The organism is Streptomyces sp. NPDC090499 (genome assembly GCF_044769305.1).
Lineage (GTDB): Bacteria > Actinomycetota > Actinomycetes > Streptomycetales > Streptomycetaceae > Streptomyces.
Genome location: NZ_JBIVXP010000002.1, coordinates 498,601 through 515,859 on the forward strand (window position 1 = coordinate 498,601; position 17,259 = coordinate 515,859).

The 17,259-nt window shown below is 67.8% G+C and carries 13 protein-coding genes and 1 pseudogene; 5 read left to right on the forward strand and 9 right to left on the reverse strand.

Annotated elements, in window-relative coordinates; all coding sequences use genetic code 11:
- Positions 1–2 precede the first annotated feature (2 nt).
- Positions 3–1,322 (reverse strand): aminotransferase class I/II-fold pyridoxal phosphate-dependent enzyme, encoded by a 1,320-nt coding sequence (locus ACIQVL_RS10670; RefSeq protein WP_403475071.1) that lies wholly within the window; start codon positions 1,320–1,322, stop codon positions 3–5.
- A gap of 360 nt (positions 1,323–1,682) precedes the next feature.
- Between ACIQVL_RS10670 and ACIQVL_RS10675 the strand changes: the two are divergent.
- A pseudogene (locus ACIQVL_RS10675) lies at positions 1,683–2,138 on the forward strand (helix-turn-helix domain-containing protein); the annotation flags it as partial.
- A gap of 300 nt (positions 2,139–2,438) precedes the next feature.
- Here ACIQVL_RS10675 and ACIQVL_RS10680 read toward each other — a convergent pair.
- Both ACIQVL_RS10680 and ACIQVL_RS10685 read right to left on the reverse strand, forming a co-directional pair.
- On the reverse strand, positions 2,439–3,479 hold the full coding sequence (locus ACIQVL_RS10680) for an LLM class flavin-dependent oxidoreductase (protein ID WP_403475072.1): 1,041 nt from the start codon (positions 3,477–3,479) through the stop codon (positions 2,439–2,441).
- Positions 3,480–3,597: 118 nt separating this feature from the next.
- Positions 3,598–4,395: an NADPH-dependent F420 reductase gene (locus ACIQVL_RS10685; RefSeq protein ID WP_403475073.1), complete on the reverse strand. Its 798-nt coding sequence runs from the start codon at positions 4,393–4,395 to the stop codon at positions 3,598–3,600.
- Between the two features lie 37 nt (positions 4,396–4,432).
- Between ACIQVL_RS10685 and ACIQVL_RS10690 the strand changes: the two genes are divergently transcribed.
- Positions 4,433–4,825 carry a winged helix-turn-helix transcriptional regulator gene (locus ACIQVL_RS10690; RefSeq protein WP_403475074.1) on the forward strand — a complete coding sequence of 131 codons (393 nt, stop codon included), beginning with the start codon at positions 4,433–4,435 and terminating at the stop codon, positions 4,823–4,825.
- A gap of 267 nt (positions 4,826–5,092) precedes the next feature.
- Here ACIQVL_RS10690 and ACIQVL_RS10695 read toward each other — a convergent pair whose 3' ends face one another.
- The 5 genes from ACIQVL_RS10695 to ACIQVL_RS10715 form a co-directional block, all read right to left on the reverse strand.
- Positions 5,093–5,431 carry a hypothetical protein gene (locus tag ACIQVL_RS10695; RefSeq protein WP_403475075.1) on the reverse strand — a complete coding sequence of 113 codons (339 nt, stop codon included), beginning with the start codon at positions 5,429–5,431 and terminating at the stop codon, positions 5,093–5,095.
- 237 nt (positions 5,432–5,668) lie between these two features.
- Positions 5,669–7,204 (reverse strand): long-chain fatty acid--CoA ligase, encoded by a 1,536-nt coding sequence (locus tag ACIQVL_RS10700; RefSeq protein ID WP_403475076.1) that lies wholly within the window; start codon positions 7,202–7,204, stop codon positions 5,669–5,671.
- Between the two features lie 187 nt (positions 7,205–7,391).
- Entirely contained in the window at positions 7,392–9,557 is a 2,166-nt protein-coding gene (locus ACIQVL_RS10705; RefSeq protein WP_403475077.1) for a 3-hydroxyacyl-CoA dehydrogenase NAD-binding domain-containing protein, read from the reverse strand.
- 32 nt (positions 9,558–9,589) lie between these two features.
- Entirely contained in the window at positions 9,590–10,804 is a 1,215-nt protein-coding gene (locus ACIQVL_RS10710; RefSeq protein WP_403475078.1) for an acetyl-CoA C-acetyltransferase, read from the reverse strand.
- A 36-nt stretch (positions 10,805–10,840) separates the two neighbouring features.
- Entirely contained in the window at positions 10,841–11,992 is a 1,152-nt protein-coding gene (locus ACIQVL_RS10715) for an acyl-CoA dehydrogenase family protein (RefSeq protein WP_403475079.1), read from the reverse strand.
- 131 nt (positions 11,993–12,123) lie between these two features.
- On the opposite strand from ACIQVL_RS10715, the gene ACIQVL_RS10720 reads away from it, so the two are divergent.
- From ACIQVL_RS10720 to ACIQVL_RS10730, 3 genes are all read left to right on the forward strand, one after another.
- Positions 12,124–12,972 (forward strand): enoyl-CoA hydratase-related protein, encoded by an 849-nt coding sequence (locus ACIQVL_RS10720; RefSeq protein WP_403475080.1) that lies wholly within the window; start codon positions 12,124–12,126, stop codon positions 12,970–12,972.
- Positions 12,969–14,186, forward strand: coding sequence for a TetR/AcrR family transcriptional regulator (locus ACIQVL_RS10725; RefSeq protein WP_403475081.1), 1,218 nt, complete (start codon positions 12,969–12,971; stop codon positions 14,184–14,186). The genes ACIQVL_RS10720 and ACIQVL_RS10725 overlap by 4 nt, the downstream gene beginning before the upstream one ends.
- A gap of 275 nt (positions 14,187–14,461) precedes the next feature.
- Positions 14,462–15,004: a hypothetical protein gene (locus tag ACIQVL_RS10730; RefSeq protein WP_403475082.1), complete on the forward strand. Its 543-nt coding sequence runs from the start codon at positions 14,462–14,464 to the stop codon at positions 15,002–15,004.
- Positions 15,005–15,053: 49 nt separating this feature from the next.
- Here ACIQVL_RS10730 and katG read toward each other — a convergent pair whose 3' ends face one another.
- Complete coding sequence (gene katG / locus ACIQVL_RS10735; RefSeq protein ID WP_403475083.1) at positions 15,054–17,249, reverse strand: catalase/peroxidase HPI; 2,196 nt, start codon at positions 17,247–17,249, stop codon at positions 15,054–15,056.
- Positions 17,250–17,259 lie beyond the last annotated feature (10 nt).

The following is a 17,259-nucleotide window of genomic DNA, read 5'->3' on the forward strand; positions in this document are numbered from 1 at the left end:
GGTCAGTACCGGCCGGGGCGTTGCAGGACGTCGGCGAGGTCGTCGGCGAACTGAGCGGCTTGCTCGTCGGTGAGCATGGAGGTCGTCACCCGCAGCGCCTGGGCCGCGGACGTTCCCGAGCTGAACAGGTCACCTGGCTGCACCGCCCAGCCGCGCCGCGCCAGAGCGTCCGCGACCGGGCGCGCGGGCGTCTTCAGCGGGATCCACGCGTTGAGCCCGTCCGACCGGCAGCCGTCCGGCACGGCGATCCCGCGTTGCGCGAGCTGTGCCAGCAGCAGGTTTCTGCGTTGTACGTAGGTTTCGCGTGCCCGCGCGGTCAGGGCAGTGACGTCGGAACTGGCCAGGAGGGCGTGGGCGGCGTGTTGGAGCAGTCCGCTCACCCAGGTCGCCCCCGTGTTGAGCCGGGTTCCAAGGCGGGTCGCGGTCTCCTCGTCGCAGGCGACCAGGGCCAGACGCATATCCGGACCGAGGAACTTCGACAACGACCGCACCAGCGCCCAGCGCATACTGCCCGGCACCGTGACCCGGTGATAGGCGGCACGGGAGACGGCCCAGAAGTGGTCGTCCTCGATCATCAGTACCTGGGGGTGGCGGGCCAGGACTGCCTGGAGTTCGGCGGCGCGCTCCGCGGTGATGCTCACGCCGGTCGGGTTGTGCGCGCGGGGCGTGCACACCACCGCCCGCACTCCGTCCTCCAGAGCCATGCGCAGGGCGTCCGGGCGCATGCCCTGCTCGTCGACCGCCACCGCCACCGTGCGGAAGCCATTCAGCCGCAGGGTGCCGATGCTCGCCAGGAAGCACGGGTCCTCGACCGCGACCGCGTCCCCGCGGGTCAGATAGGCGTTCAGCAGCCGTTCCGTCGCGTCGACCGCGCCGTGCGTGACCAGGACACGGAAACCGGTGTCCCCGAGGTCGGGCGCGTAGTGCTCGGTGGCCCACCCGGCCAGCCGCTCGTCGACCGGGGGCGCACCGTACAGTGCCGGCCTGTACCCGTCCCCGTGGAACGCCCGAAGTACGTCGGGCAGAAGTTGCGGGTCCGGGTTGCCGCTGGCCAGGTCGGTCAGCCGCCCCCCGAACCACGCCCCCTCACTGGCCAGTTCAGGAACCCCGGCCACCACGGTCCCACCGCGACCGCGCGTCACAGCCTCGCCCGCGGCCACCAGCTGCCGGTAGGCCGAGGCGACCGTGTTCCGGTTCACTCCCAGCTCTTCCGCGAGCATGCGGACCGGCGGCAGCAGGTCCTGCGGCGCCAGCTCACCCGACGCGATCAGATCCCGCACACTACCGGCGATCTCCGCCGCGGTCGTCCCGTAGATGGACATGTCGTTCACCTCCCGAGTCCGACCCTAGCATTAGACCTAGGACATTGAAAATACGTCCTAGGTCAAACTTCGCCGATGGTTGCCCATGGTCATCAGCGGCGATGGCGAACTCGTGGCCGTGCAGTCAGTCGGGACGAAGGCCACCGGAATCGACGACCGTGCGTCGGAGACAGGGCAGCACGGCCCGACGTGCGGGGCAGGGCTCAACCCGCACATCCAGGTGTTCTGTTCACGGAGGTTCGTGACAGAGGCCTCGGCGGCTGAGGGAACTTGAAACGGGTGAGGGCCTTCTGGCTCGGTGTGGTTTGCGACATCTACGCCCAGCAACAGAAAGGCCCTCGTGCCCCAACGTAATGCCCCCTGACCGAGACCGGCCGTCTGCGCCTGGCCGCTGCGTGGTGGAGGACGGTTGGCCCCATCGCCGGGCCGCCGAACGCTTCCAGGTTCCGCCCACTACGGCCCGGCGGTGGGCCAACTGCTACCGCGCGCACGGCGACGTCGGGATGACCGACCTCTCCTCCCACCCGCACACGAGCCCGGTCCGCACCCCGACCCGCGCCGAACGCCGGACCACCAAGGTCTGCGTTCCCGCCCCGCTGGGGGCCGACCCGCGTCGCGCAACTACTCGGCCTGGTGGCCTCTCCCGTGCACCGCGTGCCGACCCGCTACGGCCTGGCCCGCCTGGACCGGGCCACGAGCCGTGTCATGCGCCGCTGCGAACGCACCCGGCCCGGCGAACTGGTCCACGTCGACATCAAGGAGCTCGGCAACATCCCTGACGGCGGCGGGCACAAAGTCCTCGGCCAAGCCGCCGGCCGCAAGAGACCGCCACCGCCCTCTGGGGGCGCACACCTTTTTCATCTCCTGCGGGATCACCCCCAAGCGAACCCGCCTCCACTGGCCGCAGATGAACGGCAAGGTCGAACACTTCAAGCGCGCTACGACGCTCTGTCGTATCCCCGGTGCAGCCAGGAGGAATTCGACAGGAGGCTCCTGGGTCTGATGGCTTACCTGGATCCGAAAGGTGGAAGGGGGCCGGAGCATGCCAGGGAACCAGCAGCCGGGTCCAAGCGTCAGGGGCCGCCCCAGCCTCGAAACGGGGAGACGGTACCGGCGCTACTGCTCTGCCAGGAGGCGGAGCGTGGTCTCCCGTTGTGGGTTGCGGTCGGCGGGGGCACCGGCGAACGCACCGGTGACAGGGTGGATCATGACCTCGTCCACGTCGTACCGGCGCGCGAACGCTTTAATGCACGCACGGGCTTGTGCGCCGGTGCCGATCACCCAGGGAGAAGCGATTTCGGCGGCGGCGTGCTCCTGGCCGACAGGGATGCGGTGGGCCTCGGCCTCTTCGACCATGACCTGAGGCGTCAACCTGCCTGCGCGCAGGTTGAGCAAGTCGTGCAGGTAGGGCAACGTGAGCCTGCGCGCCTCCTCTTCCGTCTCAGCGACGACGGCGTTCATCGTGATGATCAGCACCGGCTTGTCCGCGTAGGGAGAGGGCCGGAATCTCGTGCGGTAGACCTCAGCCGCTTCGTCGATGCCAGGGGCGCCGGTGGTGCCCTGGAAGCCATAGAAGTGGTGAGCGTAGACGTAGGGCATCCCGGTCTCGGCGGCCAGACGAGCCGAGAACGGCGAAGATCCCAGCACCCAGACCATCGGGACACTCTCGGCAGCGGGGGTCGCCTTTACCGTGAGGCTGTGATCCTGTACCTGGAAACGGGCCCCCTCGGGCCGGAGCAGGGCCTTTATGGACTCAATCTCTTGCGGATATCGCCTCGCCGGGTCCTCGACACCTCCTCCCCGGAGCAGGAGGGTCGCAACAGGCTCGCCTCCCGGGGCTCGGCCCAGCCCCAGGTCGATCCGGCCGGGAAAAGCGGCCTCCAAGAACGCGAACTGCTCCGCGACGGCGAGAGCGGTGTGATTCGGCAGCATCACACCACCCGACCCCACCCGGATTCGGGTCGTCCTCGCGGCCAGCAGGCCCAGTGCGACTCCCGGGGCGGTCGACGCAGTGGGCGCATTGTGATGCTCCGCGACCCAGTACCGCTCATACCCCAACTGATCCGCTACCTGCGCCAACGCAACGCTCGCTCTGATCGCCTCGGCGCTGGTCTGGTCACTACGCACCGGCACAAAGTCCAAGATCGACAGCTTCATCCAAGCCTCCACGAAACGGGGAATAGTCCAACATCAGCCACGCATAGTCATCGATCCAGACGGGATGTATGCGGGCGAGACGGCGCGCAGCGTCACAAGGCTGCGGGCTTCGGGATCCTCAGCGATCACGGCTCGCCGCTGCGAGAAGTTCGCGGGCACGCACGGCATGAACCGGAACCGGGACGGCTTCCAGGAACGCTCGGGCGGGATCATCGCCCGCGGACTCGGCCGACGTGGAGTACGGGGCGACGAAAGTCGGTGTGCCCGGCTGGAACCGCCACCCGTCCGACAGACTGCCGGCGTCGACGGCGTCGAAGCCAATGGCATCGAGGAACGCCACCACGGCCGCCTTCGCATCGAGGTCGTCACCAGCGACCGGCAGCGCGGTCCTGTCAGCGGCGTCAGAGGGCCGGGCCAGCGCAGGAAGCCGGATGAAGTCCACCGTGTTCAGCGCCTTCACCACCCGCGCTTCCGGCAGCGCGCGTTGGACCAACTCGCTCGAGGTGACCCTGCCGGCATCCAGCTCAGCGATCTGACCGTCCCGCTGCGGGTAGTAGTTGGTCGCGTCCACGACCGTCTTGCCTGCCAGTGCCTCGGCGGGGAGGTCCCGAAATGCGGACAACGGCAGCGCGAGCACCACGATGTCCGCGGAACGTGCCGCGCCGGCAGAGGTGGCGGCAGTCGCAAGAGGACCGAGCTGCTCGACGAGGTCGCTCAGACTTTCGGGGCCGCGAGAATTACTGACCGCCACCTGCAGTCCTGCGGCGGTCGCGAGCCTGGCCACGTCCGTCCCGATCTTTCCGCTGCCGATGATGCCCACGACCTGCGTACTCATCCCTGTTCTCCTCCGACATCGACGTCCGTTGCGGCGTGCCCACCTGTTACAGCCCCCGTAGCACTTCCGAAAAGGTAGCACTTCCTTATAAGAAGTAGCTGCCGGGTATGATGGCGGTGTGACCTCTGCCCGTGACCACGTCGTTGAGATGAGCGTGTTCGACCCGGACTGCCTCTCCCGCTGCGTGCTCGAACACGCGACGGGCCGGTGGGGTGGGCTGGTGCTCGCTGTGCTGGTCGCCGGTCCAATGCGGTTCTCAGAGGTGCGTCGAGCGGTCGGGGGTGTCACCGATCGAATGCTCACCCAGACCTTGCAGCGCTTGGAGACCGACGGGCTGGTCTCGCGTACCCCACACCCGACGGTGCCACTGCGCGTGGACTACGACCTGACCGAAATCGGCCGCCCGATCGCCGAGCGGCTCTGTGGACTCATCGAGGCGATCTACGAGCAACTGCCCGCGATCGTGGAACGGCAACGACGTGCCGAGAGCGCGTCGCAGGCGTCCCCCTGAACGGTCACCGCCTTTGTCACGGTGGCTCCCACCCACGTCGTGTGACGGCGGTTGAGAGGCAGTTGTCCACGCGTGGGGCGAAGCCGCCGCAGGGCAATACAGCGCACGGACGCGGATCCTGCTCCGGAAGCGTCATGAGACGCCCTCGCCGTAGGTCTTGTCCATGGGCGGATGGCTGCGGCCAGGGCTCTTGAGCGCGATGTGACGAGCAAGGCGAGTAACGGCAGGCAAGCCAGAACGACAAGCGCCACGGGAAGGCCGACATGGTCATCGATCCAGCCCTCGGCGGGACTGAGCACGCCGCCGACACAGACAGCCAAGCCGACGGTGACGCCGCTGGGCCACGCCCATGTTGTGCGGCAGGTAGTCGTGGCCGACCACGACCATGACCATGACCGAGAAAGGCAGATACAGGCTGCCCTCGGCGACGTGGCGAGCGACGTACGTCTTCGTCGCAGGTTCCAGCCGCATCCGGATGAGCGTGATGGTGTGCAGGGCCCGGTTGAACTGCCGGACGCCGCTGCGGTTGAGCCGGTCCCACCTGCTGCACTCCCTCGCCTCCGACGAGAGCGTGCGAGCCGAACTGACCTGTATGGGCGTTCGCATAGCTTGATCGTCGACAGGTTCACCAATACGGCGCGCAGCGATACGCCGCTGACGGCTCGGCAGTTTCGTGCTCGATCACGTTGTCGCAGGCCATCAAGCCGCACGCCCGGCCACGGCGGAACACGTAAGCAGCGAGCCGTTCCCTGCCTCGACCTGGGCAGACCCTGCGACCAAGGTGTCGCTCGGGGCAAAGTGGCCCGTCCCCAGAGGCGTTGGCGGAAGACTCCTTTCCGAACGTCAGTCGTCGATGAGGCCGTTGGCCCGTGAGTAGCGCTTGCGGAGCTCTCGCTTGAGGATCTTTCCCGCACCGGAAAGCGGCAGGGCATCCGTGAACTCGACTGAGCGAGGAGCTTTGTATCCGGCGATCAGAGTTTTCGTGTGGCCCCGGATTTCCTCTGCGGTGGCGGCGAAACCTTGCCTGAGCACGACAACGGCGTGGACGCGCTCACCGAACCGCTCGTCGGGTACTCCGATAACCGCGCACGTGGCGACCGCAGGGTGCTGCGCAACGGCGTTTTCGACCTCTGCCGAGTAGATGTTCTCCCCGCCCGAGACGATCATGTCCTTCAGCCGGTCCGCGATGTAGAGGTAGCCGTTCTCATCCATGTACGCGCCGTCACCGGTGTGGTACCACCCTCCCCTCAGGGCATCGGACGTGTCGGCGGGATTGTTCCAGTACCCGAGCATCACGTGACCGCCCCTGACGAGGACCTCACCAACGGTACCGACCGGAGCATCGGTACCGTCCGGTGCGGCGATGCGGATCTCGGAGTGGGCAGCGGCCCGTCCCGCCGAGCGCAGGTGCCCCTCCGCGTGGTCCTGCGCAGTCAGCAGGGTGGCGATGGGAGCCACCTCGGTCATGCCGTACGCCTGGACGAACCCGGCGTTGGGGAACGCGTTCATGGCGCGTTTGAGGACCGCCTCGGCGATCGAGGACGCGCCGTAGAGAACGCTGTGACAACTGGACAGATCGTGCTTGGCCATGTCCGGATGGTCCACCAGCATCTGGATCATCACTGGCACCAGGAGCAGGGACGTGACCCGATGTGTCTCGATGGCCTTCATCACCGCGATCGGCTCGAACGCTGGGATGATCACATGGGATCCCCCGACCAGGTGCTGCGCGGTCCACACGGCCAGGTCGGCCAAGTGGAACATGGGAGCGGCGTGCAGCATCCGACCATCGGGGACGGCCAGGCCGGCGTGGGCCTGGCCCCCCGTCGCCGAGACCCGCAGATTGGAATGGCTGAGCATGACGCCCTTGGGGAAGCCCGTGGTACCACCCGTGTAAAAGATCCCTGCCAGGGTGTCACCACCAGCTCTCACGTCTTCCACCGGTTCGGCAGCGGCGATCAGTTGCTCGTAGCCGAGCATGCCCTCGGGTACGGCGCCGTCGCCGCAGTACACGACGGTGTCCAATGCCTCTTCCAGGGACGGCACCACAGGGGCGAACGCGTCGTCCACCAGCAGCATGTGAGCCCCTGAATCGTGCAGTGAGAACAGGATCTCCGTGGGAGCCCAACGGATGTTCAGGGGGACGACAGCCGCGCCGGCCCACCACGTAGCCAGGAGGTACTCGTGGTAGCGGTCCGAGTTGAGGGCGAGCATGGCCACGCGGTCCCCGGTTTGGACACCGAGCAGCTTCAGGGCTCCTGCCAGGCGCGAGATCCGGTCGGCGGATTCGGCGGCCGTGCGTACCCGATCGCCGAAGATGGTGCTGGGAGCGTCCGGTCCCTGCTGGACGGCTCGGTGAATGCTCTGGGTGAGATACATAGTGACTCCCTGGGCGGATACGGTACGGCGGCGGATGAATTCCGGTCGTCGTCCTTCGCAGCTGCAGAAGCCCCCGGCCGCTCTTGCGGCCGAGGTGACCGGCGACGAGAGCAGGAGACCCATACGCCTGCTCCTTGAACTCCTCGTACATCGGCTCGGCTCCGGCCGGCACACTTCGGAGCGAGAGTCAGCTGTAGAGCTCGCCCTTGTCTGCCTTCTCGATCAGCGAGGACGGCGGGAGGAACCGATCGCCGTACTGGGCGGCGAGGTCATGGGCCCGGGCCACGAAGCCGCTTGGTCCGCCGTCGTACTGGTTGATGTACTGGATGACGCCGCCGGTCCAGCCGGGGAAGCCAATGCCGTACAGGGACCCGATGTTGGCGTCGGGCACCGAACGGAGCACGCCCTCGTCGAAGCAGCGGACTGTGTCCAGGGCCTCGGCGAACAGCATGCGTTCCTGCATGTCCCGGAACGGGATCTCGTAGCCGGCCTTCGTGAAATGCTCGGCCAGTCCCGGCCACAGGCCGACCCGCTTGCCGTCGGCGTACTCATAGAAACCCGCGCCGGAGGAACGACCGGCTCGGCCGAACTCGTCGATCATGCGGTCGATGACCGCCTCGGATCCGTGCTCCGGCCATCCCTTGCCCTCGGCCAGGGCCGCGGCCTTCGTCTCCTCGCGGATCCTTCGCGGGAGGGTGAGCGTGAGTTCGTCCATGAGCTGCAGAGCGGGGGCGGGATAGCCCGCCTGGGCGGCGGCCTGTTCGACAGAGGCGGGAGCGACGCCCTCGCCGACCATGGCCACCGCCTCGTCGAGGAACCGGCCGATCACCCGGCTGGTGAAGAAGCCTCGGCTGTCGTTGACGACGATAGGGGTCTTGCCGATCTGCCGGGCGACATCGACGGCCTTGGCCAGGGCGGCGTCGGAGGTCTTCTCCCCCACGACGATCTCCAGCAACGGCATCTTGTCGACCGGGGAGAAGAAGTGCAGGCCGATGAAGTTCTCCTGGTCCTTCACGCCCTCGGCAAGCCGGGTAATCGGCAGCGTCGAGGTGTTGGAGCCGAGGAGGGCGCCGGGCTCGACGACGTCCTCTATCTCCTGGAAGACCTTCTGCTTGAGTGCGACGCTCTCGAACACTGCCTCGATGACGAGATCACAGCCCGCGAGTTCTGAGACTTCGGCGGTGGGCGTGATCCGGGCGAGCACCTCGTCGGCCTGCTCACGAGTGGCCGCACCGCGGGCGACGGCCTTCTCCAGCAGCTTGGCCGAGTAGGTCTTGCCCTTCTCGGCGGCCTCGATGGACACATCCTTGAGCAGTACGTCCATGCCACTGCGGGCACACACGTAGGCGATGCCCGCGCCCATCATGCCGGCGCCGAGCACAGCGACTTTCTTCGCGCGCCGTGTGTCGCGGCCGTCCGGTCGGCTGCCTCCGGCGTTGATGTGCTGCAGGTCGAAGAAGAACGCCTGAGTCATGTTCTTGGAGATCTGGCCAGTGACCAGTTCCGTGAAGTAGCGGCCCTCGATGGTGAACGCGGTGCCGATGTCGACCTGCGTCCCTTCGACCGCGGCGGCCAGGATGTTGCGAGGGGCCGGATAGCGGGCGCCCTTGAGCTGTCTGCGCAGGGTTGCCGGGAACGCCGGGAGGGCGGCAGCGAAGGCGGGGGTCGCCGGCGTACCCCCCGGAATCCGGTACCCCTCGGTGTCCCAGGGCTGGACGGCGTCGGGGTTGTCCTTCACCCACCGCTTCGCGCGGGTGATCATCTCTCCGGGCGTGGCGACGACCTCGTGGACCAGGCCGATCTCCTGCGCGGCGGCGGGCTTGTGGCGCTGTCCCTGGAGCAGGACCTTGGTGAGCGCGTCGCTGACGCCCAGCAGCCGAACGGTCCGCACGACGCCGCCCGCACCGGGCAGGAGGCCCAGAGTGACTTCGGGCAGCCCGATGCGTGACCCTTCGGCGTCGAGCGCGATGCGGTAGTGGCAGGAGAGTGCGATCTCGAGGCCTCCGCCGAGCGCGGCACCGTTGATGGCCGCGACGACCGGCCGGCCCAGCGTCTCCAGTCGGCCCAGCATGTCCTTCATGCGGCCGACGAATGCCATCGCCGCCCCGGCGTCCTGCGGTTTCATCCGGATCAGCTCGGCGAGGTCTCCGCCGGCGAAGAAGGTCTTCTTCGCCGAGGTGAGCACGACGCCGGTGATCGTCTCCCGTTCGGCCTCCAGCCGGTCCATCACGACGCTGAAAGCATCCATGAACGCGGTGTTCATCGTGTTGGCGGACCGTCCGGGAGCGTCCATGGTGAGAACGACGATGCCGTCGGTGTCCCGCTCCCAGCGGATGAAGTCCTGCTCGGTCATTGCTTTGTCTCTCGCTTCAGTGGGTCGCGGGGTCACAGGCGCTCGACGATGGTGGCGATCCCCATACCGCCGCCGACGCAGAGCGTGCACAGGCCGTAGCGCAGGTCCCGTCGCTCCAGTTCGTCGATCACGGTGGCGAGGATCATCGCGCCGGTGGCACCGAGGGGATGGCCCATCGCGATGGCGCCGCCGTTGACGTTGACCTTCTCCAGCGGAAGGTCCATGTCCTTGAGGAAGCGCAGGACGACGGCGGCGAATGCCTCGTTGATCTCCACCAGGTCGATGTCGTCGGTGGTGAGACCTGCTTTGGCCAGGGCCTTACGGGCGGCCCGGGCCGGACCGGTGAGCATGATGGTCGACTCGGCGCCGGACACGGCCGTCGCCACGATGCGGGCTCGCGGGGTGAGGCCGGCTTCCTGTCCGACCTGCTCGCTGCCGATGACGACGAGCGAGGCTCCGTCCACGATCCCGGAGGAGTTGCCCGGGGTGTGGACGTGGTCGATCTTCTCGATCCAGTGGTACTTCTGCAGTGCCACGGCGTCGAAGCCGGCCAGTTCGCCGGGCTTGGCGAAGGAGGGTTTCAGCGCTCCGAGTCGGTCCAGGGTGGTGTCCGGCCGGATGAACTCGTCGTGGTCGAGGACGTTCAGACCGTTGCGGTCCTTGACCGGTACGACGGACCCGGCGAACAGCCCGCCCGCCTGCGCCTTCGCCGCCCGTTCCTGGGAGAGCAGCGCATAGCGGTCGACGTCCTCGCGGGTGAAGCCTTCGACGGTCGCGATCAGGTCGGCGCCGATGCCCTGCGGGACGAAGTACGACTCGTACGCCGTTTCGGGGTCCATCATCCACGCGCCGCCGTCGGAGCCCATCGGCACCCTCGACATCGACTCCACGCCGCCGGCCAGCACCAGGTCCTCGAAGCCCGACCGCACCTTCTGCGCCGCGGTGTTCACGGCTTCCAGGCCCGAGGCACAGAACCGGTTGAGCTGCACGCCGGCGGTGGTCTCCGGCAGACCCGCCGCTAGGGCGGCGGTCTTGGCGATGTCGGAGCCCTGGTCGCCGACCGGCGTGACGACGCCGAGCACGATGTCGTCGATCAGGTTCGGGTCCAGTGCCGGATACCGGCGCCGGATCTCGTCGATGAGACCGACGACGAGGGTGATGGGTTTGATCCCGTGCAATGAACCGCTCCGCTTGCCCCTGCCTCGCGGTGTCCGGATCGCATCGTAGACAAACGCTTCAGTGCTCAAGGGGTGGTTCCTCTCTGGTGCCTGCTCGCCGCATGCTCACAGCGAGCGGGCGATGAGTTCCTTCATGACTTCGTTGGCCCCGCCGTAAATGCGCTGGACGCGGCCGTCCGCGAAGATCCGGGCGATCGGGTACTCGAGCATGTAGCCGTAGCCCCCGTGCAGTTGCAGGCACCGGTCCACAACCTCGGTCTGCCGGTCGGTGATCCAGTACTTGGCCATGGACGCCGTGACGGCGTCCAGCTCACCGCGCAGGTGGCGGGCAAGGCAGTCGTCCAGGAAGACCCGTGCTACGCGGGCGACGGTGGCACACTCGGCGAGTTCGAAGCGCACGTTCTGCATGTCGAGGAGCGGCTTGCCGAACGCTTGGCGCTCCTTGACGTATGCCGTCGTCGCGGCGATCGCGCTCTCCATCCAGGCCAGGCCGATGGCGGCGATGATCAGCCGCTCCTGAGGCAACTGCTGCATCAGCTGCCCGAAGCCCCGGCCCTCCTGGCCGCCCAGCAGGTTGGCCGCCGGAACCGCCAGCTCGTCGAAGTACAGCTCGGCGGTGTCGGTGCTCTTCTGACCGATCTTGTGCAGCACACGCCCGCGCTGGAAGCCCGGTGTCCGGTCGTCGACCTCGGCGACGAAGAGCGAGATTCCGCTGGCGCCCTGTGCCGGATCGGTCTTCGCCGCGATGACCAGCAGCTCCGTGTTACGGCCGTTGGTGATGAAGGTCTTCGCCCCGCTGATGACGTACTCGTCGCCGTCGCGCACCGCTCGGGTCCGGATGTTCTGCAGGTCCGATCCGGCGCCGGGTTCGGTCATCGCGACGGCCCCGACGAGTTCCCCGCCGGCCATCCTTGGCAGCCATCGCAGCTTCTGCTCTTCGGTGGCGTAGGCGTTGAGGTAGTGGGCCACGATCCCGGAGTGCACGCTGATGGCCATGGCCCCGGCCCCGGCCCGCATCTGCTCGTCGATCAGCACGGTCTCGTGGGCGATGGTCCCGCCACCGCCGCCGTATTCCTCGGGTATCGAGGTGCACAGCAGGCCCAGCTCTCCGGCCCGCCGCCAGAGTTCGGGGTCGGGATAGCCCTGGCGCGCGAACTTCTCCTCAAGCGGCGCGGCCTCCTTCACGAAGAAGGCGCGAGCCAGCTCCCGTACGGCGTCCAGCTCCTCGCTCCCCCAGGGAGAGTGGTACCGAGCCATGCCCACACCCCACTCCTTCCAAGCTCATCAAGCAACCTAATGGCGATTAACAATCTGGAGCCATACCAGCTTGCTGTCAATGACTTTCACGTGCACTATTTACCCTAGTGACGATTAACTTTGGAGGATGGGTGAGCACATACGGGCAGGTCCGCTACACCGTGGCCGACGCAGTGGCGACGATCACGCTCGATCGCCCCGAGGCGCGCAACGCCTACACCGTGCGGATGGCCCAGGAGCTCCGGCACGCCTTCGACCGGGCGGACGCGGACGACGATGTACGCGCGGTGGTGCTGACCGGTGCCGGACGGGACTTCTGCGTGGGCGCCGACCTCTCCGACGGGAGCTTCGACATCACCGGGCGGGGAGAAGACGACCTCCCACCGCTCGAACTGGAACCGGCCGGCTGGGTGTCGTCTCGCATCCACACCATGGACAAACCTGTCATCGCCGCTCTCAACGGAGCCGCGGTCGGTGCGGGGGCGACCGTCCCGCTGGCTGCCGATTTCCGGCTCGCGTCCACTGCGGGCAAGTTCGGCTTCCCCTTCACCCGGCGGGGCATCGTCGGCGAAGGTGGTTCCACCTGGTTCCTGCCCCGCCTGGTCGGCTTGCCGAAGGCGCTCGACTGGATGATGAGCGGGCGGGTATTCGACGCCCGGGAGGCCCTGGACTCCGGGCTGGTACGCAGCATCCACCAGCCCGAGGCGCTACTGGAGGCAGCGTACGAGCTGGCGGCCGGCATCGTCACGCAGGCGGCTCCGGTCGCGATCGCCATCACCCGCCAGATGCTCTACCGTATGTCGTCTCTCGACTCGCCTCTGCAAGCCCACGACCTGGAGACTCAACTCGTGGCCGACCTCGTGCACAAGCCCGACGCGGCGGAAGGCGTCACGTCGTTCTTCGAGAAGCGGCCGCCCGTTTTCCCGAGCCGGGTGAGTGACGGCCTACCGGACTACCTGCCGTGGACGGGCGGAGAATGAGTCCACAGGCGCGCAGCGCCACCAGGCCGAGACGAGGATCCCGGCGCGAGCAGCTCGCCCAGATCGCAGCCGAACTCTTCGCACGCCAGGGCTATCACAACGTGTCGGTCAACGACATCGCCGCGACCGCCGGCCTCAGCGGCCCAGCGATCTACCGACACTTCCCGAGCAAACAGGCGATGCTCGACCACATCCTGCAGACAGGCATGGAACAGATCCTGCGCATCGCCGAGATTCGACTGGGGCCCGACATTCCCGGCGCGCCCGCCGAGCGGTTGTGCGGGGCATTCGAGGCCCTGGCGGCCCACATGATCAGCCACCCTGAGGTCGGCGCCCTGTGGCGCCGGGAACGACGCCACCTCCCCGCACCCCGACGATCTGGCACGGCCCGCCTCATGGCGCAGATCGCAGACCTGGTCGTCAGCGAACTGCACCGCCTGCTCACCGAGTTGGCCACCGCCGACGCCGAAGTCCGGGCCTGGGCCGGAGCAAGCGTGCTGGGCAGCATCTCCGATCACCGGGTTCGTCTTCCGCAGGGCGTTCTCCAACAGTTGCTGGTGACGATCGCCATGGACGTACTCACCGCCGAGCCAGGCGAGGCGGTGGGGTCGGTACGGCAGGAGCCACACCGCGAGACCGGGCTTCTGGACACGCGGCGCGAGCAATTGCTCGTCGTCTCGGCCCAGCTGTTCCGGGAGCACGGCTACCACGCCGTGACGATGGAGGACATCGGCGCCGCCACCGGCATAGCCGGACCCAGCATCTACAGTCACTTCAGCGGCAAGAGCGAGCTACTGCAGTCCATCGCCGAACGGATCAGAGAGCGGCTCCGGCAGACAACCGCACAGGCCCGTGCCGCGGACCAGGCACCACGCCAGACACTGGACCTGCTCGTCGGTGACTACGTCGACACCGTGGTGGAGTACCACGACTTCGTCGCGGCGTACTTCAGCGAGGGCAACAACCTGCCCCATCGTGAAGCCGCAGAACTTCTCCGCTTCCAGCGGGCCTACACCAAGCACTGGACGGAGCTGCTCACCACAGTCAGGCCCGAACTGCCGGAGAAACAGGCACGCATCCACGTCCACGCCGCATTCACCGTCGTCAACGACATCGCGCTGAACCGCCGCTTCGCCTCCCGCCCGGAGCAACCGGCAACTCTGCGCACCCTCATGTCGGCCGCACTCGGCACAGCACCTCTCCCCGTCGGCTGAAACGACTCGCCCCGGAGCCGCGTGGTGGCCTCTGAAATGTGGTTCTGGATCACATTCGGGGGGAGACGGAGCGGCGAACTCTACGTGCACGGACGGCCTCGGCCGCTAGTTGCTCGCACTCGCGAACGCCATCAGCAGATCCACGAACGCATCGAACGCGGCAACAGCCTGCGAGCCATCGCCCGTGAACTCCACCTCAGCCGCGGCACCGTCCTGCGCTTCGCCCGGGCCCCGATGTCGAACAGCTCCTCGTCGCGGCACCCCACCGCCCAAGCGTGATCGACGACTACCGGCTCTGTCTGTCTCACCGATGGAGAGAGGGCTGCACCAACACCACCGCGCTCACCCGGGAGATCCAGCAGCTGGGCTACTGCGGCGACATCAACCCCGTCCGCCGCCACCTGCGGCCCTGCCGCACCGTAACGATCCCGACGGATGCTCCGCTGCCCCGCCTGACCGTTCGCCGGGTCACCGACGGGACCACGCGCCGGCCCGAACACCTCACCGAGACCGAGCACAAATTCCTTGATGAGCTGTGCGAACGCAGCCCAGCCCTGGCCCTCGACGTCTGGCTCGCCGATGTCCGCCTCGACGGACAACGAGAACTCCGTACCCTGGCCGCCGGTATACGGCGCGACCGCGCAGCAGTACTCGCCGACCTGACCACCACCTTCACCTCAGGAGCCCTGGATGCCTGCAGTGTGGACACCCTGCGACATCGTGCCCGTTCCGTTGGAGCCGCAGTTGAAGTTACCGAGCTGGGTCCCGGCCCGCGGGCCGGTGTTCGCGCGGTACGTCGGACTGCGACCGGCAGATGAAGACGTCCGGGCCGACTCGTGCGAGCCGACCCGGACGTCGTGATCACGGTCAGACGAGGTCGAACCGGTCCGCGTTCATGACCTTGACCCACGCCGCGATGAAGTCGTTGACGAACTTCTCCTTCGCGTCGTCCGAGGCGTAGACCTCGGCGAGGGCGCGCAGCTCGGAGTTGGAGCCGAAGACGAGGTCGGCACGGGTGCCGGTCCACTTGACCGCGCCGGTCGCGTCGTCACGGCCCTCGAAGACCGTCTGATCCTCGGAGACCGACTTCCACGTCGTGCCCAGGTCGAGCAGGTTGACGAAGAAGTCGTTCGTCAGCTTGCCCGGGGTCTCGGTGAGGACGCCGTACGCGGTGTTCTGGTAGTTGGCGCCCAGGACGCGCAGACCGCCGACGAGGACGGTGAGCTCGGGGGCGCTCAGGCCGAGCAGGTTCGCCTTGTCGAGCAGCAGGTACTCGGCGGGCAGGCGGTTGCCCTTGCCCTGGTAGTTGCGGAAGCCGTCGGCGGAGGGCTCGAGGGCGGCGAAGGACTCCGCGTCCGTGTGCTCGTCCGTGGCGTCCACGCGGCCCGCGGTGAACGGCACCTCGACGTCCACACCGACGTCCTTGGCGGCCTTCTCCACGGCGGCCGCGCCACCGAGGACGATCAGGTCGGCCAGGGAGACCTTCTTGGCGCCGGAGTTGAATTCCGCCTGGACGCCCTCCAGGACGCGCAGGACCTGCGCCAGCTCGTCGGGCTCGTTGACGTCCCAGCCGGCCTGCGGCTGCAGGCGGATGCGGGCGCCGTTGGCACCGCCGCGCTTGTCGCTGTTGCGGTACGTCGAGGCCGACGCCCACGCGGTGGAGACCAGCTGCGAGACCGTGAGGCCCGAGTCGAGGAGCTTGGCCTTCAGGGCCGTCACGTCGGCGGCGTCGATGGCCTCGCCCTCGGCCTCCGGCAGCGGATCCTGCCACAGCAGGGTCTCCGCCGGGACCTCCGGGCCGAGGTACAGCGACTTCGGGCCCATGTCACGGTGGGTCAGCTTGTACCAGGCGCGGGCGAAGGCGTCCGCGAACTGGTCGGGGTTCTCCAGGAAGCGGCGCGAGATCCGCTCGTAGACCGGGTCGAAGCGCAGCGCCAGATCGGTGGTGAGCATGCCCGGCGCGATCTTCTTCTCCGGGTCGTGCGCGGAGGGGACCGTGCCCGCGCCCGCGCCACCCTTCGGTCGCCACTGCTTGGCGCCGGCCGGGGACTCGGTCAGTTCCCACTCGAAGCTGAAGAGGTTCCAGAAGAAGTTGTTGCTCCACTTGGTGGGCGAACTGGTCCAGGTGACCTCCAGGCCGGACAAGATCGCGTCGCCGGCCTTGCCGGTGCCGTAGGTGCTGGCCCAGCCGAAGCCCTGGGCCTCGATCGGGGCAGCCTCCGGCTCGGGGCCGACGTTGTCCGCGGGGCCGGCGCCGTGGGTCTTGCCGAAGGTGTGGCCGCCGGCGATGAGGGCGACGGTCTCCTCGTCGTTCATCGCCATCCGGCGGAAGGTCTCCCGGATGTCGCGGGCCGCGGCGATCGGGTCCGGGTTGCCGTTGGGGCCCTCCGGGTTGACGTAGATGAGGCCCATCTGGACGGCGCCGAGCGGGCTCTCCAGGTCGCGGTCGCCGGTGTAGCGCTGGTCGTCCAGCCACACCTTCTCGGGACCCCAGTAGACGTCCTCGTCGGGCTCCCAGACGTCCTCGCGGCCGCCGCCGAAGCCGAAGGTCGTAAAGCCCATGGACTCCAGGGCCACGTTGCCGGCGAGGATCATCAGGTCGGCCCAGGACAGACTCTTGCCGTACTTCTTCTTCACCGGCCACAGCAGACGGCGGGCCTTGTCCAGACCGACGTTGTCCGGCCAGCTGTTCAGCGGCGCGAAACGCTGCTGGCCGGCGCCGGCGCCGCCCCGGCCGTCGAAGATGCGGTAGGTGCCCGCGCTGTGCCAGGCCATCCGGATCATGAACGGGCCGTAGTTGCCGAAGTCGGCCGGCCACCAGTCCTGGGACTCGGTCAGTACCGCGGCTATGTCCTGTTTGACGGCCGCGAGGTCGAGGTTGTTGAACGCCTCGGCGTAATCGAAGTCCTCACCGAGCGGGTTGGCCACGGCGGGGTTCTTGGCGAGGATCTTCAGGTTGAGACGCTCGGGCCACCACTGACGGTTGCCACCGCCCTGGGTGGGGTGTGCGGCACGCTCGTGCGCGACGGGGCATTTGCCTTCAGCGGCGCTGTTCTCGGACATGAGGGGAAAC

Coding starts and splice junctions, on each gene's coding strand:
- katG (WP_403475083.1), bottom strand. CDS start 17,249: ATGTCCGAGAACAGCGCCGCTGAAGGCAAATGCCCCGTCGCGCACGAG.
- ACIQVL_RS10695 (WP_403475075.1), bottom strand. CDS start 5,431: ATGCGAACGCCCATACAGGTCAGTTCGGCTCGCACGCTCTCGTCGGAG.
- ACIQVL_RS10705 (WP_403475077.1), bottom strand. CDS start 9,557: ATGACCGAGCAGGACTTCATCCGCTGGGAGCGGGACACCGACGGCATC.
- ACIQVL_RS10715 (WP_403475079.1), bottom strand. CDS start 11,992: ATGGCTCGGTACCACTCTCCCTGGGGGAGCGAGGAGCTGGACGCCGTA.
- ACIQVL_RS10700 (WP_403475076.1), bottom strand. CDS start 7,204: ATGTATCTCACCCAGAGCATTCACCGAGCCGTCCAGCAGGGACCGGAC.
- ACIQVL_RS10670 (WP_403475071.1), bottom strand. CDS start 1,322: ATGTCCATCTACGGGACGACCGCGGCGGAGATCGCCGGTAGTGTGCGG.
- ACIQVL_RS10725 (WP_403475081.1), top strand. CDS start 12,969: ATGAGTCCACAGGCGCGCAGCGCCACCAGGCCGAGACGAGGATCCCGG.
- ACIQVL_RS10680 (WP_403475072.1), bottom strand. CDS start 3,479: ATGAAGCTGTCGATCTTGGACTTTGTGCCGGTGCGTAGTGACCAGACC.